The organism is Paenibacillus sp. J2L1-98 (assembly GCF_056269405.1).
Window position 1 is genome coordinate 1 of the sequence record NZ_JBWDNW010000038.1, and the last position, 23,118, is coordinate 23,118.

The window sequence follows — 23,118 nt, forward strand, 5'->3', positions numbered from 1 at the left end:
CTCCGATAAAGAGTTGGTTTAATAATTGGTGATCTAGTGTAACCTGATATTGAGCCATGAATAAATACTCTCCTCTGGAATGGTTTGGCGACTTCTTCTAGATGAGTATTTACTTCATAGCTTACTTTTTATGAAGTTCATCATTTTACACAATTATATGGACTCAACTCTCGCTCTGCAGATTAGTTCGATTCCCTGCACCCATTATTGGGATTTTGGGTACTTCGTGCGAAGTTTACTCCACACTCTGCCGGTTAGTTCGATTTTGGATGCTTAAAAACGGAACTTACGCCTCACACTGCTCATTAGTTCGATTTTGGACACTTGAATTCGGTGTTTACTCCACACTCTTATTAGTTCGATTTTGGATACTTAATTTCGGAGTTTACTCTCCACTCTGCTCATTAGTTCAATTTTGGGCACTTGAATTCGGTGTTTACATCTCACTCTTATTAGTTCGATTTTGGATACTTAATTTCGGAGTTTACTCTCCACTCTGCTCATTAGTTCAATTTTGGATGCATAAAAACGCCTTTTCGAACGTCCCGCCGAAAAAACGTCATTTAGCTGCACAAAATCAAACTAACCGACCTCATTTCAAGAGACAGCTTGAATTAGTTCGACCAAACCAACTTAAACGCGCGCCCCCCTCCATCCGTCTCTTGGAATTTTGGGTACTTCATGCGAAGTTTACTCCTCACTCTGCCGGTTAGTTCGATTTTGGATACTTACTTAAATACGGTGTTTACAGTTGAGTCCATATAATTGTGTAAAATGACGATCTTCATAAAAAATAAGCCATGAAGCAAATACTCATCTAGAAAAGTTGTCCAGACCATTCCAGAGGAGAGTATTTATTCATGGCTCAATATCAGGTTACACTAGATCACCAATTTTTAAACCAATTGTCAAACATCTCGATCCAATCGTTCAAGGGTGGAATAACCGCTTTCTGTACGAAGCTACTTACCCGTTTGTTACGTTAGATGCCATGTATGTGAAAGTGCGCGAAGATGTCCACGTATGTGCAGCAAGCTTGGGCCACCTTCATATCTGTGATCCAATCGGAAAAATTTCCATATAAACGGCATCCGGCTCTTTCCCCAACTTCGTCCATTGCTTCAACAAGCAAACGAGTACGAAGCCAAAAGTGTTCCGCATGCCATATCGAGCCAAGTAAGTCTACTAAAGACTCTTGTAACTTCCACAATTTCCATTATACTAGATTGAAATTCACGTTTTGGAGGGATTTATTGTGACTGTGCTGCACACGGAAAGGCTAATTCTTCGACACTTAGAAGCAAATGATGCCGACGCTCTGGAATTTTTAATTAATGACTATGACGTCGCACGAACAACTTTAAATATCCCTTATCCTTATCCCAAAGGTGGAGCTATGGCTTTTATTAATCATCGGGCTATGGTTTCCAAAAAAGGGGAAGGGTACTCTTTTGCCATTATAAATAAAGAAAAAACGGAATTTATGGGAACAATCGGCATGCAGCTTGACCATAAAAATAACAGAGCCGAGCTAGGTTATTGGCTGGGAAAACGATTCTGGAACCAAGGCTACGTTACGGAAGGTGTCAAACGAGTTACTCAATTTGGCTTCGAGGAGCTTAAGCTGCATAAAATTCATGCAGCAGCTATGACAAAAAACCCCGCTTCATCAAGCGTAATGAAAAAGATAGGAATGAAATATGAAGGCACCCTCCGCCAGCATTTTCTGAAATGGGATGCGTACGAGGACGTCGATTATTACGGGATTTTGAATGAGGATTTTTTAAAACAATAATAGGATAGTTCTCTAAGAGAGAGGCGGTTTCTGTCTAACTCATTCCGCTGATCACGCAGGCTGCGCCGCGAACTCATCGAGCTCGTCGTTTTGAACAGAGCTCATCTTCGACGCTTTCAATCGTTCGTTCAGCACGAGAGCCGCATGATTGAAAAACGGCTAAACCTAAAAAAGCTAAAGCGGCCCGTTTAGTTCGATTTTGAGCAACTATGTACACATATGTAATGGCTGTTGCCGTTTAGTTCGATTTTGAGCATCTAAATTACACATAGGCATGGCTGCTTGCCGTTTAGTTCGATAACATCGATTTAAACCGTGGTTTTTCAGATGAATAATTAAAAACAGGTCTTTTAATTCGACGTAATTAACTTAAACACGCAGTTTTTTCCGCTTAGCTCGGATTAGTTCTATCAAATCGACCTAATCGATTTATTTTAAGAAATCTATGTAAAACCATTACTCATCCAGAATTATTGGAATGCCATCTTGTTAATCTTGTTCTTCATGATACAAATCTTCATCTCATCATCATTTCAAATGACTTAAAAAGGCCGCCTCCGGTTATTAACCGTGAAGGCAGCCTTATCAAACTTTATAAAAGATCCCGCTAAGAATAATGGCTAGCTATCCTTAATAACGCCCTTCTTCAAAATCAGGTTCGCGTACAACGCGCTCTCCCCTGTCGCGATTATCGCATAAGCCTTCTTCGCCCGCTCATAAAAAGCGAAGCGCTCCACCTGCTCGAACGGCTCCGATAGCCCGGTGCGCTCCTCGATAATGGAACGGTACTGCTCCCAAATCGGGGTTTGCACCGTATCTCCCGGAACGACCTGCATGAGCGCAGCCGGCTTCGCAACATATTGATCAAGCGGGAACAGCCGCAAAATGGCGTCGAGCAGCTCGGGCACATCATGTCCGTCAGCACGGATCAGCCGCTCTGCGTGACTAGCCGCCGGAAAGTTGCCGTCCGCCAGCACGATTTCGTCGCTGTGTCCCATTTCACTGAGCACCTTGAGCAGCTCGGGAGAAATCAGTTTCGATATGCCTATCAGCATGCTTGCCTCTTCCTTTCGTAAAACTAGCTTTAATAGATAAATGGATAAAACTACTTAACCGCCCTCAGACGCTCAAATCTCTCAAATGCGGCATTCCACTCCTCGGAATGCTCAGGAGCATATTCCTCAATAGGAAACGAACCGGCTACAAGCGTGCGCGCATCCTGCAGATTGGCGCATTTTCCTTGTGCGACAAGCTGCATCAGCATGTTGCCGATCGCGCTTGCTTCCACGGGTCCCGTCCAGACGGGACGGCCGATGGCGCTCGCCGTTAACCGGCAGAGCAGTTCGTTTTGAATGCCTCCGCCAACCATATGCAATCCACTAAACGACTGCTCGGTCAAGGCTTCCATTTGAGCTAGCGCCTGGCGATACCTTAGCGCGAGACTCTCCAATATGCAGCGTGCGATTTCACCAACCGACTGTGGAACCGGCTGAGACGTTTTACGGCAAAAGGCTTGAATGCGGCCAATCATGCCGGACGGCGCATAGAAGGACGGATCATCGGGATGAATGAAGCTGCGGAACGGCTCCGCGCTGCCCGCTTGCACGACAATTTCTGCGAACGAAATTCCGTTTCCTTGCTCCTCCCATTCCCGCTTGCATTCCTGCAATATCCACAGCCCCATAATGTTTTTGAGCAGCTGATAGGTTCCAAAAGCTCCGCCTTCGTTAGAGAAATCTAACGCCTGCGCCTCCGGCGTCACAAGCGGACTCGCAAGCTCCGTACCCATCAGCGACCAGGTGCCGCAAACGAGATAAGCAAATGCGGATTCGCCAGCAGCAGGTACTGCCGCAACCGCCGATTCGGTATCATGCGTTCCTACTGCTACAGCAACAATTGGCGGAACATCAAGCTCAGCGCATACCTCCGCCGTTAACGGGGCAATCTTCGTTCCGGGATGAATCGGCTCAAGAAACAGCTTGCTCGGAATACCGAGCTGCTCCATAAGCTCCTTATTCCACCGCTGTTCCTTTGGCCGATACAGCTGCGTAGTCGTCGCCATCGTAAACTCGCACACCTTCTCGCCTGTCAGGAAATACGCAAGCAAATCCGGAGTAAGCAGCAGCGTGCTGGCCGCCGCAAGCTTGGGAGAAGCCGCTTTCTTCATCGCATACAGCTGGTTTATGGTATTGAATGGCATAAACTGCAGGCCGCCTTGCTCATATAAGCGGTCTTTGCCAATAAGCTCATTCAGCTCTTCCAGTATCCCCTCCGTTTGCGGATCGCGGTAATGATAGGGATTGCCAAGAAGCTCTCCATTCGCATCCAGCAGCCCGAAATCCACGCCCCATGTATCAATACCGAATGTTTGCGGCTCGTAGCCTTCTTGGAAAGCTTTACGGATGGCAATCTTCAGCTCCTGCAGCAACCGTAAAATGTCCCAGTGCAAATGTCCTAAGGCTGTAATCGGCTGATTCGGAAAACGGTGAATTTCCGTCACCTGCAGCTTATGCTGTCCGCTCGCCTCTTCCGGTACCAGCTCGCCGATTAACGCTCTGCCGCTGCTGGCGCCCAGATCGAATGCGAGCACGGTCGCAAGCTTCGTCATGCCTAGATCCTCCCTTAAGTAATTACTGACACCGATCTAAAGCGACGGTCGATCACTTCATCTTTTGCAGCAATTCAATGCGGTATGCTTCGCTTTCAAGCGATGCGATTTCTTCGAATTCTTCCTTCGTCAGCACCTTCGGCTCGCGAATCGCCTTGGCGATCAAATAAATTTTCGTGCTCTCTTCCACAACTTCGGTCCGGTAATAGGCCTCGCGCAAATTGCGTCCAGACGTAACAAGGCCGTGATTGCCGAGCAGCACCGAGCTTGCTGTATTTACCTTTGCCACATAGGCATCGGCAAGCTTATCCGTCGTTGGAAGAACATATGGAACGTAAACGGTTTTGCCGACAAGCGCCGCTTGGTCAGGGAACATGATGGGCAGCTCCTGCTCGACTAATGTGAATGCAATACAATAAGGCGGATGCGTATGAACGATAGCCCCGATGTCCGGATTGGCCCGATATGCATAAAGATGCATCAGCACCTCGGAAGACGGACGAAGACCGATATCCGTCATTTCGCCCGTCTCAATATCTACCTCAACCCACTGATGCGGCTCTACCTCATCCAGCGCGAAACCGCTTGGCGAAAGATACATTTTGCCTTCGAATTTAGCGCTTATGTTACCGCCTGGCCCGACAACCAGCTTATTCGTTACTGTTTTGCGCGCATACTTGCAAAGCTCGTTGCGAATGTCCGTGCTGCTCATTGTAAAACCTCCAATTTATTTATAGATCGGTCCGAAATTTTGACAAGCACGGTAATCGGCGCTCTCCGAATTAGCAGTGCCGAACAGTCCCCATGCCCGCGGGCGGAATACGCGCTCCTCTGGAACGTTGTGCATATTAACCGGAATCCGCAGCATCGAAGCTAGTGTAATTAAATCGCCGCCGATGTGTCCGTAGCTGATCGAGCCGTGATTCGCTCCCCAATTGTCCATCACCTCATAGACCGAATGGAAAGCACCCTCGCCGGTCAACGTTGGAGCGAACCAAGTCGTCGGCCAAGTCGAATCCGTACGCTTATCGAGCGTATCATGCACGTCCTCCGGCAAATCAACCGAATAGCCCTCCGCGATTTGGAGTACGGGTCCGATTCCCTTAACCAGGTTGATGCGCGACATCGTCATCGGCATGCCGCCGCGCGTTAAGTAATCGGATGAGTAGCCGCCGCCGCGGAAATATTCAACGGAGGCCGGACGCCATGAAGTCGCATCCAGGCACTGCTGCGCTTCCTGCTCGGAAATTTCCCAGAAAGGCTTCATCGCAGGCTGGCCGTCCTTCGTTTGCTCACCGGTGCCGTCAAGCGTTGCCGGTCCGGAATTAATAAGGTGAAGCAAGCCATTCGCCGCGGCTCCCGTCAGCTTATGGCCCGTTACGCGCTCTACCGATTCCGGGCTCCAGTACGTACGGACATCGGCAAAAATTTGCGCCGTATTCGTCAGCAAGTAACCAAACAGCATAACAGCGCCGTTCAGGCTGTCATTTTCAGTCGCCACGATATAAGGAGCTCTAATGCCGTTCCAATCGAAGGAGGAGTTCAGAATCGCTTCCATGAAATCGCCGTTTGGAAAATGGTCCGTCCACTGCCGCTGGCCCTGGAAGCCTGCTGCGATCGCGTTATGTCCAAATGCCTCCTCGCCGAAGCCGAGCTCGGCGAGCTGCGGATTGCCGACCATAAGATCTCGCGCAATTTGCGTCATTTGAATGACCGTTTCCCAATCGCTGTCCTTCCGCTCTCTTGACGTTTGGATGCCGGCAGGATTGTTGTCCGGCCCTTCCTTACAATTTTCTTTCACCCAAGAAAGCGCTTTCTCGAATTCCGCAGTATCATAAATTTTCTCGTCCATACGACGGACGAATTCGGTCATATCGATGTATTCGGTACGCATTCCGAGATATTCTTGGAAGAATGCATCGTTCACGATCGATCCCGCGATACCCATCGATACGGAGCCCATCGACAAGTAGGATTTTCCGCGCATGTATGCGACTGCAAGCGCTGCTTTGGCAAATCCGAGCAGCTTGTCTTTCACATCGAACGGAATGGAGGTGTCGCCTGCATCCTGAACATGCTCGCCGTAGATCCCAAACGCCGGAAGACCTTTTTGCGCATAGCCGGACAATACGGCAGCCAAATATACAGCGCCGGGACGCTCTGTTCCGTTAAAGCCCCAAACAGCTTTCGGAATCGATGCATCCATATCCATTGTCTCGGTCCCGTAGCACCAGCATGGCGTTACCGTTATCGATACCCCTACTCCGGCTTTGGCAAATTTATCAGCGCACGCAGCCGCTTCAGCCACTCCGCCAATGCAGCTGTCCGCAATAACGCATTCGACCGGCTCGCCGTTCGGATATCGCAAATGCTCCGATAAAAGCTGAGCCGTCGCGATTGCCATGTTCATCGTCTGCTCCTCTAACGATTCGCGGACCCCTTTCCGTCTGCCGTCAATGGTTGGACGAATGCCGATCTTAGGAAAGCCGGATTGGAAACGCAAGTTAGTGTCCGTCATGAATAAAACCTCCATAAAGTTATAATAATGTTACCGATAACCTCAAAATAACAATAATAAGGCTTGCTGTCAATGACTACTTTTTTGTATGATAGAAACTATGATTTAACGATAAGGGGACTAGGATATGGTAACGATATATGATGTAGCGGCCAAGGCAAGCGTATCCGCTATGACCGTCTCCAGAGTTATCAATAACACTGGCAAAATAAGCGAGAAAACAAGGGCAAAGGTAAAGCGCGTCATGGAGGAGCTGAACTATGTACCGAACCAAACGGCGCGCAGTCTCGTACTCCAGCAGACCAAGCTGTTGTTTCTCCTGATAACCGATATTATGAATCCTTTCTATACGACGCTCGCGCGCGGTGCGGAGGATGCCGCCAAAAAATCCGGCTACCGCCTGCTGTTTGGCAACAGCGATGAAAGCCTTGAAAAAGAAGCGGATTATGTGACGACGATATTAACGGCACGCGTTGACGGCGTTCTGGTCGCTCCGGCCGGCGATCCGTCATTGCCGCATATGGAATCGCTGCGCAAGCATAACGTGCCATTCGTGCTGCTTGACCGTGAAGTGCCCGGCATCGAATGCGACATCGTGCTCGGCGACAGCAAGGAAGGCGCCCGGATGCTCGTCGAGCATCTGGTGTCTCAAGGCCATCGCCGGATTGCGATAGTGAACGGCTCCCCTTCAATCTCCAGCGCCCGTTTAAGGCTGCAGGGCTATCAGGACGGGCTGAAGCTGAATGATATTGCGTTTAATGAACGTTATGTGTACGAAACGAGCTTCGGCCCATTGAACGATTTGACGGAAATGGGGCTATGGATCGATCAGATGGATCCCCCGCCAACCGCAATTGTTGCGGGTAATAACGTGCTCGCGGTTGAAGTCATGAGGCTGCTTCGCGGACGCGGAGTAAGCGTGCCCAATGATATGTCTATCGTTTGTTTTGATGATTTGGGTCCTTACTCGGAAATCGAGCCGTTCCTTACCGTTGCTGCTCAGCAGGCTTATCAGTTCGGCTACATGGGTATGAAAATGCTCATCGAGCGCATTCAGGAACGTGAAACGGCGCTGCCGTGGAAAAAAATCGTTTTACCCGCTGACTTAATGATCCGCAGGTCGGTGAAGAAGATCACACCGCTTTAATGATCCTGCTTCTTAATCGCAAAAAAGTGCCTCGAGGCTATCCTCAAGGCACTTTTTTGAATTCATCTAACTTATTCTAGCTCCTTCGAAACGGGTATTTACTCCGCTTTGAATTTCGACGTCTTTTTCAAAAACCGTTTCAAATACCTCCACTCTATCGCGGGCTTGTAAATTTACGATACCACCTGCATCAATAATGCCGCTTACATTAGTAAAGTCTTCTTGGTCTGTAATTCTCGGCACTCCATTTACTCTTATCTCTAAATAAAGCGTAAATGTTGTTATAGTAACGGTTTGAAAAAAAACGCTTGCAAAAAGGGAGTAAACACCATTTTGTTTTGGACGAAATGTCGAGTTCGCCGAATTATATTCATTGTTTAGATCCAATTCTTCTACCTGATATTGAACTTTGGCAGTCACGCCATCAAGAAGATCTTGATCGATGCCGGAGACGGCTCTGAACGCGGAATTACGTTTTTTAAACGGTTTGCAGATACGCTTGCATACATGCTTCTTAATGGCACGCTTCTTGCAAACAACCTCCTTGCAGACAAACTTTTTGCAGACTCGCTTCACCTTCCTTACTCTTGAGGTCAAAAACTATTCATTAAACAACTTCCTCCGAAACTCCGTAGGAGATTGTCCGCTCCATTTGTGAAATTGCTTGGTGAAAAAAAGCGGATCATTGTAGCCTACAGAAGCGGCAATCTGAGCGATGGTGAGCTCTCCCTCCAGCAGCTCCTCGGCCTTCTTCATTCTCACCTTATACAAGTATTGCATGGGCGGCAAGCCCGTCGCCTCCTTGAATAGCCTTGTTAAATGAGCCCTGTGATAACCGAGCGTATGGGCAATTCCTTCAATCGACAGCTGCTGCCCATACTGTAAGGACAGCAGGCGGATAGCTTGATCGATTTGGCGGTAGGAACGAGACACCGGTACGTTCACATCGGCGTTGATCGTTAGATGAACCAGACCGAGCTCATGCAAAATCAGCCTAAGCCAGCCCGATGCCTCCATGTTTCCGAGCGCTGGAGCATTCGTTTTCTCCATGCTTTTTCGCATATTTCTGAACATCCGCTTCATCGCGGGAAGCGAGCAATCTCGAATGACTGCTCTATCCGGTGAAATGCCGATGGAGGCAAGCGACGACTCTACGATCTCGCCTGAGAAGCCAACCCATATATATTCCCAAGGATTGCTAGTGCTTGCCTCGTATTTCACCAAGATGTCGGGGAAGATGACAAATGCATCGCCAGCTTTGCAGGGATAAGCGTTTCCTAGTGTTTCAAACATCCCCTCCCCATCAAGCACAATATGAATTAAGTAGTAGTCATGAACAGCCGGCCCAATAAAATGGCCGGCAACCGGCTGTCCCTTCCCGCTAAATAATACCGACATTTCTCCCTTTAACGGAGCTGCATTAATAGTGAGCGAATGACTATGATGCGTTTCCAACGTTACACCTCCAGCTGGCTAGTTCTAACCATCATACTAAATGATGCAACATTTCTCCATATAATGCTTCGTTCCTTCCATATTCATTTAGAGCCGGCCTCCTTATACTAAAGGAGTCAGCAAACAACCTTTAGGAGGCCATCACAATGCCCAAAATTACATTTATCGGCGCAGGAAGCACCGTATTTGCCAAAAACATTCTCGGCGATGTCATGCAGACGCCAGCGCTTCAAGGCTTTGAAATCGCTTTATTCGATATTGATGCGGAGCGTCTCCGCGATTCCGAGCAAATGCTGCTCAATCTTAAATTGACGAGCGAAAGCACCTGTCAGATTAAAGCTTATTCCGACCGCAAGGAAGCGCTTCGCGGAGCTAAATACATCGTTAACGCCATTCAAGTCGGCGGCTATGATCCTTGTACCATCACCGATTTCGAAATTCCGAAAAAATACGGCTTACGCCAAACGATAGCCGATACTGTCGGTATCGGCGGTATTTTCCGAAATCTGCGCACGATTCCGGTTATGCTGGATTTCGCACGCGACATTAAAGAAGTTTGCCCGGACGCCTTGTTCCTGAACTACACGAATCCGATGGCTGTTCTGACCAATGTCATGAACACTTACGGCGGCGTCAATACCGTTGGTCTCTGTCACAGCGTGCAGGTTTGCGTTCCGCATCTGTTCGAGCATTTGAATCTTGACCCAACCGGCGTCAAATACAAAATCGCAGGCATCAACCATATGGCCTGGCTGCTCGAAGCGAGCAAGGACGGCGTTGACTTATATCCGGAAATCAAGCGCCGTGCCGCTGAGAAGCAACTCGAAAAGCATCATGATATGGTTCGTTACGAACTTATGCTTAAGTTTGGCTATTACATTACGGAATCTTCCGAGCATAACGCCGAATACCATCCGTACTTCATCAAGCGCAGCTATCCGGAGCTTGTCGACCGCTTTAACATTCCGCTCGATGAATATCCGCGCCGCTGCGTGAACCAAATTGAGGGCTGGAAAACAATGCGCGATTCGCTCGTCAATGACCGCAGCCTTGAGCACTGCCGCAGCCATGAATATGCTTCTTATATTCTAGAAGCGATTGAAACAAACAATCCGTTCAAAATCGGCGGCAACGTCATGAACACCGGCTTGATTACAAATCTTCCGAAGGAAGCTTGCGTTGAGGTGCCGTGTCTAGTCGATGCGAATGGCGTTACGCCAACCTATGTCGGCGATCTGCCGCCACAGCTGGCTGCGTTAAACCGCACAAACATCAATACGCAGCTGCTGACTATCGAAGCTGCGATTACCGGCAAGCGCGAACATATTTACCATGCAGCCCTGCTCGACCCGCATACATCCGCCGAACTGTCTATGGATGACATCGTATCGCTTTGCGATGAGCTGATCGAAGCGCACGGCAGCTGGCTTCCGAGCTATAAATAAGTGTTACATCCGTAATAAGCGGCCGTCCTAAGCATCGTATTTTTGCTGCGGACGGCCGTGTTTTATTTATTGAATCCTCACATTGGTGTAGGCAACCACATATCCTATCCTCGTAAGACTTCAATCAGCTTATGGAAGAGAGGAAGGGTATTCGCATGACTTCATATATCGACTACACGTCCCCAGAGACGGAATTCACTTATGATTTGAACAACAATACTACCTTCAAGAAAGACCCTTACAATTACTTCAACTTATTATCCGTCAAGCAATTGAATACACTAACCAATTTATCGCTGCTGGATATTTTTCTTAGTAAAGGAAATGTAATCGAGCCTCATTACCATCAAAATGCCGCAGAGCTTGTTTATTGTATCTCAGGCGCAGCCGAAATTGCCCTCTTAAACCCTTTTAGCAATGAGCTCCTTCATTTCTATGTAGTACCAGGCCAAGTCGTGAACATTCCGCAGGGCTGGTGGCACTACGAGATAGCTGCGGTCGACCATACGCATCTGCTTGCCATCTTCGATGCTTCGATCCCCGATGTCATTTACGGCTCGGACATTTTGCGTTTAACCCCTCCCAATGTGCTTGCCTATACGTACTGTCTGGATGAAGAAAAATTAAAAAATACGCTGGCTCCGTTAACAAAAACAGTAGTTTTTGGCCCTCCAAGCAATTGCAGCTACAATTCCGTGCATGGGCAAGCGACGAATAAGCCGCAGACTAAGCAAGCTTATATTCAGCCGGTTATCAATCAAGTCAATCAAAGCCAAAGCCACTACAATCAAATGTATGGTCATCATCACCGCCAGCAGCAATACTAAACGAAATCGGAAGTGCTCCAAAAAAACCACTCCCCGTAATAACGGAAAGCGGCTTTTTGAACGATTTCACTTGCTTTTAAGCATACTTCGTCCAGCGGCTATCACCCGGCATTGGACATGCGCGATCTTTATATTTGGCGGCAATGCGCACGAAGCAGCCGCAGACGGCGCATGTCGTGCCATATTGAAACTTCGGGCAGCTGCTGCATTGCCGCAAGCGCTGCTCGTACACGTCATCAGGCACGCTAATGTCAGATTGGAACATCGGCGCCGCCAAAATGCGGTCGATCTGCTCGTCTGTCACGCGATAATCGTCCCTGCAGCCCTTGCACTGATTTTTGCTGCTCATCATAAGAGCTGCCTTATTCCGCAATCAGCTCAAGAACGGTTACGGACATTGGCGAGAGCTTCGCATTAATTTTCGAACCCTCCACGGTAAATGCTTGATATGCGCTTGGCACTACGGCTTCAGGCTGCTCGAAAGTGTTATGGGCATCTTTAATTGATGCGGTAAGCTCCGTTCCTGAAACTTTCAGACCCGCCCCGGCTAAGCCGCGAAGATCGATTTCAACATCCGCTCCCGACTGGTTGTCCAGATTGCACAAGCTTACATGAATACGGCCTTCTGCATCTTTGGACGCTGACACGGATACTTGCGGGATTTTCTGATCGTTATGCGCGTAATCCTGGCTGTCGATCGACGTCTTAAGCAGCGTAGCGTCCTGATGCACCTTGTACATATCAAATACATGATACGTTGGCGTCAGCACCATTTTCTCGCTCTCGGTTAAAATAACGGATTGCAGCACGTTGATGACCTGTGCAATATTCGCCATTTGCACCCGATCGCAATGATCGTGGAAAATGTTAAGCGTCACGCCCGCAACGAGCGCATCGCGAATCGTGTTCTGTTGATAGAGGAAACCCGGATTGGTGCCTGGCTCCACATCGAACCACGTGCCCCACTCGTCTACAATAAGACCGATCCGCTTGCCAGGATCATAACGGTCCATAATCGTGGAATGACGCTTGATCAGCTCGTCCATCCAAAGCGCTTTCTTCAAAGTAATATACCATTCATCTTCGGAGAAGCCCGTCGCCGCGCCTTTTCCTGTCCAAAATTCGCCCGGAATCGTGTAATAGTGCAAGGAAATCGAATCCATCATCCCGTGCGCTTCACGCATCACGACATCCATCCAGCGATAATCGTCGACGTTCGGTCCGCAAGCGATTTTGTGGATTTTGTTCTCACCGTAGTTGCGTACATAGGTTTGATATCTTCTATACAGATCCGCATAATACTCGGGACGCATATTACCGCCGCAGCCCCAGTTCTCGTTGCCGACACCGAAATATTTGACGTTCCAAGGTTTTTCCCTGCCGTTCTCTTGACGCAGTTCCGCCATTGGCGAAACGCCGTCAAACGTCATGTATTCTACCCATTCGGACATTTCCTGAACGGTGCCGCTGCCCACGTTGCCCGAGATGTACGGCTCGCACTCCAGCATTTCGCAAAGCATCAAAAACTCATGCGTGCCGAAATGATTGTTTTCAACGACGCCGCCCCAGTGCGTATTGATCATCCGCTTACGCGATTCGCGCGGTCCGATGCCGTCCTTCCAGTGATACTCGTCGGCAAAGCAGCCGCCCGGCCAGCGCAGAACCGGTATTTTCAGCTGCTTAAGCGCAGCTACAACATCGTTGCGGATACCGTTCGTGTTCGGAATTGGGGAATCCTCGCCCACCCAAATGCCCTCATAAATACAACGTCCCAAATGCTCGGAGAAATGTCCATAAATGTTACGGTTAATCGTGCCTGCAGCCAAATCTGCGTTAATCGTTACCCGGTTTGCCATATGATTCGCCCTCACTTTAGTAGAATAGAATTGGATATATTTATCAATTTATTGAATTAATATATTCGTTTATCCACTAATATATATATTAATTCTATTCAAATCATAAAGGGAGCGGATACATTTTGCAACCCTTAAATGCGTATAATTCATAAAAATATTTGGAGTAAGATAAATCCGGTGAAAATACGGAAAAACAAAAAATCACGCGCGATAATAAATAATCGCGTGTGATTTTTATTCAGCTCCCGGCGGCGCTTCTTTATCGGTGTTTTGCTATTTTTCCAGCGGCAGCCACTGCAAAAAATGCTGAATATGCGTGTCCCAGTAGCCCCATTCATGACTGCCCGGACCTTCAACGTAAGTTAGCGGATAATCCGCTTCCCTGCAGGCATCGCGGAAGGCGATATTGTCATCGTAAAGAAAATCCTCCGTCCCGCAGCACTGGTATAGCGATGGCTTTGCCAAATCAGACTGAGCCAGCCCGGCGACAAGATGAAGCAGATCCTCATCGCTCCCTTTCATTTCATTCTCTCCGTATATAAGACGGAAATACGGCTTCATATGAGGCATTGCCGGGTCTTTTATATGGTTTGCCATATCAAGCGCACCGGACAAGCTGCCCGCAGCAGCAAAGCGATCGGGATGCCTCAGCGCCCATTTGAACGCCCCATAGCCGCCCATCGACAAGCCTGCAACATAATTATCCTCCCTCGCGTCAGATAAAGGGAAGAAGGATCGGGCGATTGCCGGAAGCTCCTCCGTTAGAAAGGTCCAGTACTTATTGCCATACTCCATATCCGTATAAAAGCTTTGATGCACATTCGGCATCACAACGGCGAGTCCAAGCTCTGCCACATAACGTTCGACGGACGTTCTTCTTGACCAAATCGTATCGTCATCGGAGAAGCCGTGCAATAAATATAACGTCTTGTGCAGCTTCTGGCTGCTTCGGTTGTTCATACCGATTTGCGAGGAAGTCTGCTGAGGCAATATAACAGTCATAGAGGTGCTTAAACCCAGCGTATCCGAAAAAAAGTTACAGGTGATTAGTGCCAATCGATATTCCTCCTTAGATAGATTTATTGAAACCGTATCTGTTGCTGCTGGCAAGCTGTTCCTATCAACATGAATACTTAAGTAATGTAGCATCAAAATGAAGCGCTTGCAATAAATGCTGATATGCAGCGCCTTTACATACGCCATCTTCGTCTTAAGGTTAGTTAGTGAACTTTTTTTCAGTCCTTATATGATTCGAAACAGCGAGGTATAATAGAATCCGGTTGAAGGTTGTATACTAATTTTGCGGAGGTTGATAGAAGATGAAATTGATGCCGTTAGAGCGTCGCGGAATATCGGACAGCCGTTTAGCGCTGGGCTGCATGGGATTCGGCGGGAGCTGGGACCTTGCAGACCCTATTACATCCAGCCACATCCGTCAGGCAGAAGAAGCGGTGGAAGCTGCTCTGTCCATCGGAATTACAATGTACGACCATGCGGATATATATACGAGAGGCAAGGCTGAATCCGTATTTGGACAAGTTCTTAAGCAGCAGCCTAAGCTTCGCGAACAGATCGTCATTCAATCCAAAGTGGGCATTCAGCTCTCCGACGGCATTTTGCCAGGGCGTTTCAACTTCTCGAAAGAGCATATTTTGCCTTCGGTGGATGGCATTTTAGAGCGGCTTGGCACAGAATACCTGGATGTGCTTCTGCTGCACCGCCCGGATTCATTAATGGAGCCGGACGAAATCGCCGAAGCCTTCACGAAGCTGAAGCTGTCGGGTAAGGTGCGCAACTTTGGCGTATCGAATATGAGCCCGGGCCAAATCCGCTTTTTGCAAAGCGCATTACCTGATCCAATCGTCGTAAACCAGCTGGAGATGAGCCTGCTGCGTCATGACTGGATTGATCAAGGTATTCACGTAAACCAAAAAGCTGGCTTAAAGGACAACTTTCCTGAAGGGCTTATGGAATTTATGCAAATGGAAAATATTCAAATTCAAGCATGGGGACCGCTGGCTCAAGGCAGATTCTCAGGAAGAGCATCGGAGAACGCGACCGAAGCGGAAATTAAGACTGCCGATCTCGTTAAGCAGATCGCCGAGGAGAATGAAACGACGCCTGAAGCGATCGTGCTTGCTTGGCTGATGAAGCATCCTGCCCGCATACAGCCGGTTATCGGCACAGTAAATCCAAAGCGCATTATTGCATGTAAAGATGCTGTAAAACAGGCGGAAATCATGACTAGAGATCAATGGTACACGCTTCTCGTAAGCGCTAGAGGCGTAAATATGCCATAAGTCGCAATATTAATATTATTTTATTAATAATTTTTCATTTATTTCTCATAATTACTCATAATCCTTGTTATAGCTAACTTTTCGCTCTCATGAGCGAAAATCGCCGTTTTGTAGATGTGTTATAGTCATAATACATAATACATAATACGAAACGCGGAGGGACATCCTGACAGCATGAAAAAATCAAAACTAATGAAAGCATTTGCAAAAGCAGGCCTATGCAGCGCGATCGTCATGTCGGCAATCACTTTTGGATCTTTTGCGCAGAAAGCGCATGCAGCAACACCTCAAACGATTGGTCTTATTTCCGTAGGCAAACAATACCTTGGCACTCCATATAAATTCGGTGCGCCAGCTGGCGTTACATACGCTTTTGACTGCTCGTCGTTCACACAGTTTTTGTTCAGAGGACTTCACGTTTCCCTTCCGCGCACTTCCGCTGCACAAGCGACGATAGGCGAAAAGGTCCCGAAAGGCTATTTGAGCATGGGCGATCTCGTTTTCTTCAAAACGAACGGCAAATCGATTAGCCATGTAGCCATTTACGCAGGCAATAACAAAATCATTCACAGCTCTTCGAGCAACGGTATTACGGTTTCGAGTCTTAACACCAGCTACTGGAGCAAGAACTACGTGACGGCAAGACGCGTACTATAAACCCACCTCTAACAACTACAAAGCTTGAGGAAGGAGCTGTGATCGCAGTAGGCGATTGCAGCTCTTTCTTATGGATTGCCCAGGCAATCTGAGCGGCCTTACCCGGATGCCTTCCGTCACTTCAAGCTTCCCACATGCCGCTGCCGGTACTTAAGCGGTGTTGCCCCTACAACCTTTTTAAACATATGGATGAAATATGAAACATTCGGGTATCCGACTTGAATGCCGACCTGCTCGATCGATAGCGAAGTGGATTGAAGCAGCCTGCTGGCTTGTTTGATTCTCCGTGCGGTCAAATAGTCGGTAATATTGCTGCCTGTCTCCTCATGAAAAACGCGGGATACGTAAAATTTGGATAAATGCATCCGCTCGGCTAATTGGTCAAGGCTAACCTCCTCCGCATAATGCGCTTCAATCCATTGCATAATTTGCTCCGAATAGCGCAATGCCCTTCCGCTCGGCTCCATCGCACCGGCATCCCGCTTCCCGTCTCCAGCTTTATGAATACAGCCCATAAGCTCCAGCAGCAGCATCGCGACTTCTTCCTGCTCCTGTCCTCTGCCCTGCTTGCTCATGTCGTCGTAATTAGCGAAACAGGATTCCAAGCGGCCGCATCCCTCCAATAAATCAAATGCAGGCCCGGTCGAGCGTCCCTGCCATACCTTCATAAACAAGCTGTGCCTGAGCGGGAACGACAGCAAGCTGTCCGCAACAACAGAAGGCTCAAAGAAAGCAATCGAGCGCCTATAGGGCTTCTCCGGACTCACATTCGCGAATACCTTATGCAATTGAAAGGGCTGGAACATAAACAGCATGCCGCGCCGCATCTCATATGTATGCTGATTTACGATGATGCTGCCTTCCCCCTCGTGCACGTACAGCAGCTCCATGCATTGATGCCAGTGATAAAAGCCGGGATATGCCGAATCTGTTTTTACGCCATGCGACCAAATAAACGTATCTCCTTCAAATTTGACAGGATCGAACAGAAAATTCATAGCGCCTCCCTTAATGACAAAATTACAATATTTTATCATATAGTATTGCAACTTTCGAGCCGTTTGAAAAGCAATATATTGAAAAATATCGGCTCGGACTGGTGGACAACCGGGTTTATATAAGAAATGACGAAAAAAGACATGCCCGACTTTTTCACATAGTCTGCATGTCTTTTGTGATATTCCGTCATATCGGCCAAAATCGCGATCTCCTATTGAACTTAGCCGCCTGTTCATTGTCCGGAATTGATCTTTAGCCCCGTTGTTGCGTCATACCAGGCTGTGCCCGATCCGGCATCTGCCGGCAGCATCCTTTTCATATCCTTGTATTAGACTCCATAAAAAGTGTATTAATTAATAATTTCATGAACAATTATTCAGTTCTGATGTGCCCGCTTCTTTACGCATGTCCGTTATAGGTAAAGCGCCGTATTCCTCATTCCGAACCTTTAACCAGCTTTCCGCACGCCCTTCGGAGTAAACGCTATCCTTCCGTTTGCAAGCCACACCCTCAAGATCGGAGCGTTTAACGAGATCGAATAAGGCTTTGCCTGCTCTCTCCACGAAGAGCATCTTCTTATAATAAGCGTTATCCTCCAAAATATAATTCAGCAGCTTCTTACGCTCAAGCAGCGGAGTTTGCCTCAAATCTTCTCCATTATAATAAAGAATATCGAATACAAAAAATTTCACTGGATGTATCTTCTTGGCATCTCGGATACGCGGCTCCTTTTTTAACCTGTAACGTTCCTGCAGCGTTCCGTATTCAACGGCTCCCGTATACGGATTTACATAAGCTACCTCACCGTCCAATACAACATCAGCAGGCACACTTAACGGAACATTATGTAACTCGGGATATTGCCGCGTAACATCATTATAGTGTCTCGTATATAATCTCGCTCTGTTCGATATAAAGGAAAGCTGCAGCCGGTGTCCGTCAATGATCGGTTCGAAGATATAATCTTCATCATCAAAAGGCTTCTCGCGCTCTGTCATGAGCATAGGTTTCATAAACATAACGACGCCTCCTCCCGTGTATCCATTTTAGCACGGACTCATTCTAAAAATCGGCGGTAAATTTAGGTGCAATTAGCGAATAATCTCTCGTCCGGATTCACATAATAGGGTCAAAAGGAGGCTGAGAAAAGATGGCAAACCGAAATACAAATCAACTTCTCGTACCTGGAGCGCGCGCAGCGCTGGAACAGTTAAAGTTCGAAGCTGCTCAAGAGCTGGGCATTCAACTTCCGCAAGACGGATATTACGGTAATATGACTACACGCGATATGGGCTCCATTGGCGGCTTGATTACACGCCGGCTCGTTCAAATAGCTGAGCAGCAGCTCGCAGGCAGCCGTTAATTTTTACATAAATAAGCGCCGAGAAAGCAGAATTGCTGTCTCGGCGCTTATTTGTTTAAGAAAATACCGATTTTGCATAAATAAATGGTATGACATGGACAGGGAACTTCCCTTCTGCAGCAAAAGTCGGTAAAATGGGATAGAGTTGTCCCGTTACATAACCATTACCGAACGAATTCCATTAAAGAAAGGAATATTCTAATATGATTATTCAACCGAAAACACGGGGTTTCATTTGTACGACCGCCCATCCGGAGGGCTGCGCTCAGCAGGTGCAGCGCCAAATCGATTACGTAACTGCACAGCCCGCTATCGAAGGACCGCGCAACGTATTGGTCATCGGTGCCTCAACAGGCTACGGTTTAGCTTCCCGTATCGTATCCTCTTTTGCAGCAGGCGCAAACACGATCGGCGTTTACTTTGATAAAGCCGCTGAGGGCGCGCGTACCGCATCAGCAGGATGGTATAATTCCGCTGCTTTCGAAGAGGCTGCTGCTTCCGCCGGCCGTAAATCCTACAGCATCGTGGGAGATGCGTTCTCTGACGAAATAAAAGCAAAAACAATTGATCTCATTCGCACCGAGCTTGGACAAATTGATCTTGTTGTATATAGCGTCGCTTCTCCTCGTCGCACGCATCCGAAGACAGGCGAAACCTTTGCTTCCGTTATTAAACCGCTTGGCGGCACGTATACGAACAAAACCGTTAATTTCCACAGCGGTGAAGTGACGCAAGCGACGATTGAACCGGCAACAGAGGACGAGCTGCGCCAAACGATTGCCGTTATGGGCGGCGAAGACTGGCAAATGTGGATTGACGAGCTCGAACAGGCTGGCGTGCTGGCTGAAGGCGCAACTACCGTTGCTTATTCTTATATCGGCCCAGAAATTACGCATGCGGTATATCGTGAAGGAACGATCGGCGCTGCGAAAAACGATCTCGAAGCAACGGCCCGCCGTCTTAACGGACAGCTAAGCGCAAATGGCGGCCGGGCATTCGTATCCGTCAATAAAGCATTGGTGACGCAGTCGAGCTCGGCTATTCCTGTTGTGCCGCTTTACATTTCTGCTCTATATAAAGTAATGAAGGAAAATGGCATTCATGAAGGCTGCATCGAGCAAATGTATCGCCTGTTCTCCGAGCGTCTGTACAGCAAAGGCGAAACACTCGTTGACGAGAAGGGTCTTATCCGTGTCGATGATTGGGAGATGAGACCGGAAATTCAAGCAGAAGTTGCTGACGTATGGGCTAAGCTGTCTACAGAAAATGTGTATGACCTATCGGATCTTGAAGGCTACCGCCGTGAATTTTTCCAGCTGTTTGGCTTTGAAACCGACGGCATTGACTATGAAGCAGATGTCAACCCGGATGTAAGCATCCCTAATCTTCGATAATAGTTCCACAAAAAGGCCAATTCGATCGTTAACGCGATCGAATTGGCCTTTTGCCATCGCTGAAACTTTTGTTTGGAAGTCAAAAAAAGCCTTTAACCATAATGGTTAAAGGCTTTTTGCGTAAATACTACAGTTTTACAACGTTTTCTGCTTGTGGTCCACGGTTGCCTTGAGTTACGTTGAACTCAACGCGTTGACCTTCGTCAAGTGTTTTGAAGCCGTCGCCTTGAATTGCGGAGAAATGAACGAATACGTCATTGCCGCCTTCCACTTCGATAAAGCCAAAACCTTTCTCTGCGTTAAACCATTTTACTGTACCTTGTTCCATAATAAATTACCTCCAATAAGTTTTTTAACATGTTTTTTCCAGAAAAACTAAAAATCACACATTGAAAAAGATATCATCATACAAATGACAACCTTTTCGATATGTGACTTCAAGGTTTAAATTTGCTGTTTGTAGTCACAATATACCATAGGCTTTTACATTATGCAAGTCCTCTTTATAAAATTGTTGAATATTACTGATTAAACCAGCAAAAAAACCGGATAACCGCCTCATCACCGGGAAATTATAAAAGCTGTTAAGCACCATATCAAACGATCGAGGTGTCCATCCAATGAAAAAGTATATCGTAATAGCAGCCTTATTATTGATTACAGGGTGTTCCGCTAATCCTAACCTGACAAACAAGCAAATTCACACGCGGAGTAAAGCGCCAACGATTACCGCTGCTCCGAACGTAACGCAAGCCTCTTCAATAGCTACCCCTTCATTAGGAAAGTCATCGGTTTCGATGAAGGGATCCCGGATTACCATTCCAAACTGGCTGTTCGGCGACCAAACGCAGGTAAAAGCTCCAAGGGTACATTATCCAACGGTGCAGAATCCAGCTGCACAATATCCAGTAACTCAAAATCCAACTAATCAAAACCCAACTACTCAGAATCCAACTAATCAGAATCCAACTAATCAGAACCCAACTGAGCAGCCGTCAACTTCTCTCCAATTTGACCAGCAAGTATTACAAATTGTCAATTCCGAGCGGGCAAAAGCAGGCTTAAGCTCCCTAAGTATGGATAGCGATTTATCTAATATGGCCTTGGTTAAAGCACAGGATATGATTAACAATAACTATTTTGATCATAATTCACCGACCTACGGCTCCCCATTCGATATGATGAAAAAGTTTCAAATCAGCTATAGAGCCGCTGGCGAGAATATCGCTAAAGGCCAGCCTACTCCCAAGCAGGTCATGAACGACTGGATGAATAGCGCGGGCCACAGAGCGAATATTTTGAGCAGCAGCTTTACTCATATCGGCATTGGTTATTTCAAAGGCGCATGGGTTCAAGAGTTTACCGGCTAACGCTGTAGACGATCGGTTTCAAAACTCTAACAAGCAGCCTGATCCGGGTTTACCCGGGAAGGCTGCTTATTCTGCTGCTTGTTTCACTGCCGGCAAAATATCGCTAAAAGCTGACAGGAGATTATCGTTCTCTTCAGGCGTTCCTATCGTTATCCGCACATGCAATGGCAATCCCCATGTTTTTCCATGACGAACGATAATTCCTCTAGCCATCAATTTCCCATAAATGGAATCTGATTCTGTCCCCAGCTCCATAAGCACAAAGTTGCTCATGCTTTCCGTGTAACTGATTCCCAGCTTTCGAAATGACATATAAAGGCGCTCACGTTCCTGCATGACCAGCTCTTGCGACCGTGAAACATGCTCTTTATCTCCAATGGCTGCAATTGCAGCTGCCTGAGCTAATGCATTTACGTTAAAAGGCTCTTTGACCTGCAGCATACTTTGTATGATTTCCTGCGGAGCAGCTCCGAAGCCGACTCGAATGCCGGCAAGCCCGTATATTTTCGAAAAAGTGTTTAAGATCAGCAGCGGATAGCCTGCCCGCACAAATTCCATCCCGTCTGAATAATGATCAGCTGAGGCGAAATGGCTATAAGCGGCATCAAGTACAACAAGCACATGCTTAGGAAGGGAATCGAGTATGTAATGCAGCTCTGTTTTCGACAAGTAAGTACCGGTTGGATTGTTTGGAGAGCATAAATACACGATTTTTGTACGTTCCGTCACAGCTGCAAGAATAGCCTCCGGATCATATTGAAACCCGGCTTTTAACGGTACTGTTAACGCTTTGGCTCCCATCAGCTGAGCTCCGAATTCATATTCGCTAAAGGTCGGCCCCGGAACGATAATTTCATTGCCCGCATCCAAAAAGGCTTCAGAAACGAGCGTAATGAGCTCATCCCCGCCATTGGTGACAATCACTTGCTCTGATTCAAGGTCATAATGGCTCGCAATCGTTTGCTTCAAGCTTACCGTCTGAGCGTCCGGATACCTGTGGAGATCCAGCAATGCGGCTTGAATTGCCTCTACCGCTTTCGGTGACGGTCCGAGCGGGTTCTCATTCGATGCCAGCTTGATTACGCGCTGCAAGCCCAGCTCGCTCTGCACTTCCCATATCGGCTTCCCTGGTGAGTAAGGCTTCATCAGCTCTAATGCCTTCCGTGCTTGAACCTCGATTTTCTCTCTCATAATGGAATCATCCTTAAAGTCATAATATAAACCTTTAATACGATAATACATTAACTCTTTTATGCAGTAAAGAGTTAATGCGTGATAATGTTAAAAACGATATTTTGGCGAGCATATAAACAAGCAAAAAAGGCAGTCCTATAAGGCCTATTGAACCTTTAAGGACTGCCTTTTCCGCTCGACTAACTAA

Annotated in this window: 22 protein-coding genes and 1 pseudogene; 10 read left to right on the top strand and 13 right to left on the bottom strand. The window is 47.5% G+C overall.

Annotated features, from left to right (window positions below; translation table 11 throughout):
- Positions 1-904 precede the first annotated feature (904 nt).
- Together AC0YNZ_RS30345 and AC0YNZ_RS30350 are read left to right on the top strand one after the other, a co-directional pair.
- A pseudogene (locus AC0YNZ_RS30345) lies at positions 905-1,024 on the top strand (transposase); the annotation flags it as partial.
- Between the two features lie 237 nt (positions 1,025-1,261).
- Entirely contained in the window at positions 1,262-1,795 is a 534-nt protein-coding gene (locus tag AC0YNZ_RS30350; protein ID WP_475830130.1) for a GNAT family N-acetyltransferase, read from the top strand.
- Between the two features lie 620 nt (positions 1,796-2,415).
- Here AC0YNZ_RS30350 and fucU read toward each other — a convergent pair.
- The 4 genes from fucU to AC0YNZ_RS30370 are packed head-to-tail and all read right to left on the bottom strand — an operon-like array spanning position 2,416 to position 6,921.
- Positions 2,416-2,850, bottom strand: coding sequence for an L-fucose mutarotase (gene fucU, locus AC0YNZ_RS30355; protein WP_475830102.1), 435 nt, complete (start codon positions 2,848-2,850; stop codon positions 2,416-2,418).
- Positions 2,851-2,900: 50 nt separating this feature from the next.
- On the bottom strand, positions 2,901-4,403 hold the full coding sequence (locus AC0YNZ_RS30360) for a rhamnulokinase (protein WP_475830103.1): 1,503 nt from the start codon (positions 4,401-4,403) through the stop codon (positions 2,901-2,903).
- 52 nt (positions 4,404-4,455) lie between these two features.
- Entirely contained in the window at positions 4,456-5,115 is a 660-nt protein-coding gene (locus AC0YNZ_RS30365) for a class II aldolase/adducin family protein (RefSeq protein WP_475830104.1), read from the bottom strand.
- Positions 5,116-5,130: 15 nt separating this feature from the next.
- Positions 5,131-6,921 (bottom strand): L-fucose isomerase, encoded by a 1,791-nt coding sequence (locus AC0YNZ_RS30370; RefSeq protein WP_475830105.1) that lies wholly within the window; start codon positions 6,919-6,921, stop codon positions 5,131-5,133.
- A 127-nt stretch (positions 6,922-7,048) separates the two neighbouring features.
- On the opposite strand from AC0YNZ_RS30370, the gene AC0YNZ_RS30375 reads away from it, so the two are divergent.
- Positions 7,049-8,068 carry a LacI family DNA-binding transcriptional regulator gene (locus AC0YNZ_RS30375; protein WP_475830106.1) on the top strand — a complete coding sequence of 340 codons (1,020 nt, stop codon included), beginning with the start codon at positions 7,049-7,051 and terminating at the stop codon, positions 8,066-8,068.
- Between the two features lie 66 nt (positions 8,069-8,134).
- Here the strand turns inward: AC0YNZ_RS30375 and AC0YNZ_RS30380 are convergent, their stop codons facing one another.
- Together AC0YNZ_RS30380 and AC0YNZ_RS30385 are read right to left on the bottom strand one after the other, a co-directional pair.
- A complete protein-coding gene (locus tag AC0YNZ_RS30380) occupies positions 8,135-8,644 on the bottom strand; it encodes an ABC transporter permease (protein WP_475830107.1) in 510 nt (169 codons plus the stop codon).
- Between the two features lie 24 nt (positions 8,645-8,668).
- On the bottom strand, positions 8,669-9,523 hold the full coding sequence (locus AC0YNZ_RS30385; RefSeq protein ID WP_475830108.1) for an AraC family transcriptional regulator: 855 nt from the start codon (positions 9,521-9,523) through the stop codon (positions 8,669-8,671).
- A 146-nt stretch (positions 9,524-9,669) separates the two neighbouring features.
- Between AC0YNZ_RS30385 and melA the strand changes: the two genes are divergently transcribed.
- Both melA and AC0YNZ_RS30395 read left to right on the top strand, forming a co-directional pair.
- Complete coding sequence (gene melA, locus AC0YNZ_RS30390) at positions 9,670-10,968, top strand: alpha-galactosidase (protein ID WP_475830109.1); 1,299 nt, start codon at positions 9,670-9,672, stop codon at positions 10,966-10,968.
- Between the two features lie 155 nt (positions 10,969-11,123).
- Positions 11,124-11,795, top strand: coding sequence for a cupin domain-containing protein (locus AC0YNZ_RS30395; RefSeq protein ID WP_475830110.1), 672 nt, complete (start codon positions 11,124-11,126; stop codon positions 11,793-11,795).
- A 76-nt stretch (positions 11,796-11,871) separates the two neighbouring features.
- On the opposite strand, the gene AC0YNZ_RS30400 is transcribed toward AC0YNZ_RS30395, so the two are convergent.
- The 3 genes from AC0YNZ_RS30400 to AC0YNZ_RS30410 all read right to left on the bottom strand — a co-directional run bounded on the left by AC0YNZ_RS30400 (position 11,872) and on the right by AC0YNZ_RS30410 (position 14,710).
- Positions 11,872-12,147 (bottom strand): DUF6171 family protein, encoded by a 276-nt coding sequence (locus tag AC0YNZ_RS30400; protein WP_475830111.1) that lies wholly within the window; start codon positions 12,145-12,147, stop codon positions 11,872-11,874.
- Positions 12,148-12,157: 10 nt separating this feature from the next.
- On the bottom strand, positions 12,158-13,651 hold the full coding sequence (locus tag AC0YNZ_RS30405; protein ID WP_475830112.1) for an alpha-N-arabinofuranosidase: 1,494 nt from the start codon (positions 13,649-13,651) through the stop codon (positions 12,158-12,160).
- A gap of 276 nt (positions 13,652-13,927) precedes the next feature.
- Positions 13,928-14,710, bottom strand: coding sequence for an alpha/beta hydrolase (locus AC0YNZ_RS30410; RefSeq protein ID WP_475830113.1), 783 nt, complete (start codon positions 14,708-14,710; stop codon positions 13,928-13,930).
- Positions 14,711-14,973: 263 nt separating this feature from the next.
- On the opposite strand from AC0YNZ_RS30410, the gene AC0YNZ_RS30415 reads away from it, so the two are divergent.
- Together AC0YNZ_RS30415 and AC0YNZ_RS30420 are read left to right on the top strand one after the other, a co-directional pair.
- A complete protein-coding gene (locus tag AC0YNZ_RS30415; protein WP_475830114.1) occupies positions 14,974-15,954 on the top strand; it encodes an aldo/keto reductase in 981 nt (326 codons plus the stop codon).
- Between the two features lie 174 nt (positions 15,955-16,128).
- Positions 16,129-16,611 (top strand): C40 family peptidase, encoded by a 483-nt coding sequence (locus tag AC0YNZ_RS30420; protein ID WP_475830115.1) that lies wholly within the window; start codon positions 16,129-16,131, stop codon positions 16,609-16,611.
- A gap of 116 nt (positions 16,612-16,727) precedes the next feature.
- Here AC0YNZ_RS30420 and AC0YNZ_RS30425 read toward each other — a convergent pair whose 3' ends face one another.
- Both AC0YNZ_RS30425 and AC0YNZ_RS30430 read right to left on the bottom strand, forming a co-directional pair.
- Complete coding sequence (locus tag AC0YNZ_RS30425; RefSeq protein WP_475830116.1) at positions 16,728-17,609, bottom strand: helix-turn-helix domain-containing protein; 882 nt, start codon at positions 17,607-17,609, stop codon at positions 16,728-16,730.
- Between the two features lie 363 nt (positions 17,610-17,972).
- Complete coding sequence (locus AC0YNZ_RS30430) at positions 17,973-18,629, bottom strand: ATP-dependent DNA ligase (protein WP_475830117.1); 657 nt, start codon at positions 18,627-18,629, stop codon at positions 17,973-17,975.
- 131 nt (positions 18,630-18,760) lie between these two features.
- Between AC0YNZ_RS30430 and AC0YNZ_RS30435 the strand changes: the two genes are divergently transcribed.
- Positions 18,761-18,973 (top strand): small, acid-soluble spore protein, alpha/beta type, encoded by a 213-nt coding sequence (locus AC0YNZ_RS30435; RefSeq protein ID WP_475830118.1) that lies wholly within the window; start codon positions 18,761-18,763, stop codon positions 18,971-18,973.
- A 203-nt stretch (positions 18,974-19,176) separates the two neighbouring features.
- Positions 19,177-20,367, top strand: a complete 1,191-nt coding sequence (fabV, locus tag AC0YNZ_RS30440; RefSeq protein ID WP_475830119.1) for an enoyl-ACP reductase FabV — start codon at positions 19,177-19,179, stop codon at positions 20,365-20,367.
- 127 nt (positions 20,368-20,494) lie between these two features.
- Here fabV and AC0YNZ_RS30445 read toward each other — a convergent pair whose 3' ends face one another.
- On the bottom strand, positions 20,495-20,695 hold the full coding sequence (locus AC0YNZ_RS30445) for a cold-shock protein (protein ID WP_056629570.1): 201 nt from the start codon (positions 20,693-20,695) through the stop codon (positions 20,495-20,497).
- A 292-nt stretch (positions 20,696-20,987) separates the two neighbouring features.
- On the opposite strand from AC0YNZ_RS30445, the gene AC0YNZ_RS30450 reads away from it, so the two are divergent.
- A complete protein-coding gene (locus AC0YNZ_RS30450) occupies positions 20,988-21,737 on the top strand; it encodes a CAP domain-containing protein (RefSeq protein WP_475830120.1) in 750 nt (249 codons plus the stop codon).
- A 66-nt stretch (positions 21,738-21,803) separates the two neighbouring features.
- On the opposite strand, the gene hisC is transcribed toward AC0YNZ_RS30450, so the two are convergent.
- The gene (gene hisC, locus AC0YNZ_RS30455) at positions 21,804-22,928 is read right to left on the bottom strand and encodes a histidinol-phosphate transaminase (protein WP_475830121.1); all 1,125 of its coding nucleotides are present in this window, start codon (positions 22,926-22,928) and stop codon (positions 21,804-21,806) included.
- Between the last annotated feature and the right edge of the window lie 190 nt (positions 22,929-23,118).

What these genes read in the sequence shown, in the direction of transcription:
- fucU (WP_475830102.1), bottom strand. Translation starts at nt 2,850, where the DNA reads ATGCTGATAGGCATATCGAAACTGATTTCTCCCGAGCTGCTCAAGGTG.
- AC0YNZ_RS30360 (WP_475830103.1), bottom strand. Translation starts at nt 4,403, where the DNA reads ATGACGAAGCTTGCGACCGTGCTCGCATTCGATCTGGGCGCCAGCAGC.
- AC0YNZ_RS30365 (WP_475830104.1), bottom strand. Translation starts at nt 5,115, where the DNA reads ATGAGCAGCACGGACATTCGCAACGAGCTTTGCAAGTATGCGCGCAAA.
- AC0YNZ_RS30370 (WP_475830105.1), bottom strand. Translation starts at nt 6,921, where the DNA reads ATGACGGACACTAACTTGCGTTTCCAATCCGGCTTTCCTAAGATCGGC.
- AC0YNZ_RS30375 (WP_475830106.1), top strand. Translation starts at nt 7,049, where the DNA reads ATGGTAACGATATATGATGTAGCGGCCAAGGCAAGCGTATCCGCTATG.
- melA (WP_475830109.1), top strand. Translation starts at nt 9,670, where the DNA reads ATGCCCAAAATTACATTTATCGGCGCAGGAAGCACCGTATTTGCCAAA.
- AC0YNZ_RS30395 (WP_475830110.1), top strand. Translation starts at nt 11,124, where the DNA reads ATGACTTCATATATCGACTACACGTCCCCAGAGACGGAATTCACTTAT.
- AC0YNZ_RS30400 (WP_475830111.1), bottom strand. Translation starts at nt 12,147, where the DNA reads ATGATGAGCAGCAAAAATCAGTGCAAGGGCTGCAGGGACGATTATCGC.
- AC0YNZ_RS30405 (WP_475830112.1), bottom strand. Translation starts at nt 13,651, where the DNA reads ATGGCAAACCGGGTAACGATTAACGCAGATTTGGCTGCAGGCACGATT.
- AC0YNZ_RS30415 (WP_475830114.1), top strand. Translation starts at nt 14,974, where the DNA reads ATGAAATTGATGCCGTTAGAGCGTCGCGGAATATCGGACAGCCGTTTA.
- AC0YNZ_RS30420 (WP_475830115.1), top strand. Translation starts at nt 16,129, where the DNA reads ATGAAAAAATCAAAACTAATGAAAGCATTTGCAAAAGCAGGCCTATGC.
- AC0YNZ_RS30425 (WP_475830116.1), bottom strand. Translation starts at nt 17,609, where the DNA reads ATGAATTTTCTGTTCGATCCTGTCAAATTTGAAGGAGATACGTTTATT.
- AC0YNZ_RS30430 (WP_475830117.1), bottom strand. Translation starts at nt 18,629, where the DNA reads ATGTTTATGAAACCTATGCTCATGACAGAGCGCGAGAAGCCTTTTGAT.
- AC0YNZ_RS30435 (WP_475830118.1), top strand. Translation starts at nt 18,761, where the DNA reads ATGGCAAACCGAAATACAAATCAACTTCTCGTACCTGGAGCGCGCGCA.
- fabV (WP_475830119.1), top strand. Translation starts at nt 19,177, where the DNA reads ATGATTATTCAACCGAAAACACGGGGTTTCATTTGTACGACCGCCCAT.
- AC0YNZ_RS30445 (WP_056629570.1), bottom strand. Translation starts at nt 20,695, where the DNA reads ATGGAACAAGGTACAGTAAAATGGTTTAACGCAGAGAAAGGTTTTGGC.
- AC0YNZ_RS30450 (WP_475830120.1), top strand. Translation starts at nt 20,988, where the DNA reads ATGAAAAAGTATATCGTAATAGCAGCCTTATTATTGATTACAGGGTGT.
- hisC (WP_475830121.1), bottom strand. Translation starts at nt 22,928, where the DNA reads ATGAGAGAGAAAATCGAGGTTCAAGCACGGAAGGCATTAGAGCTGATG.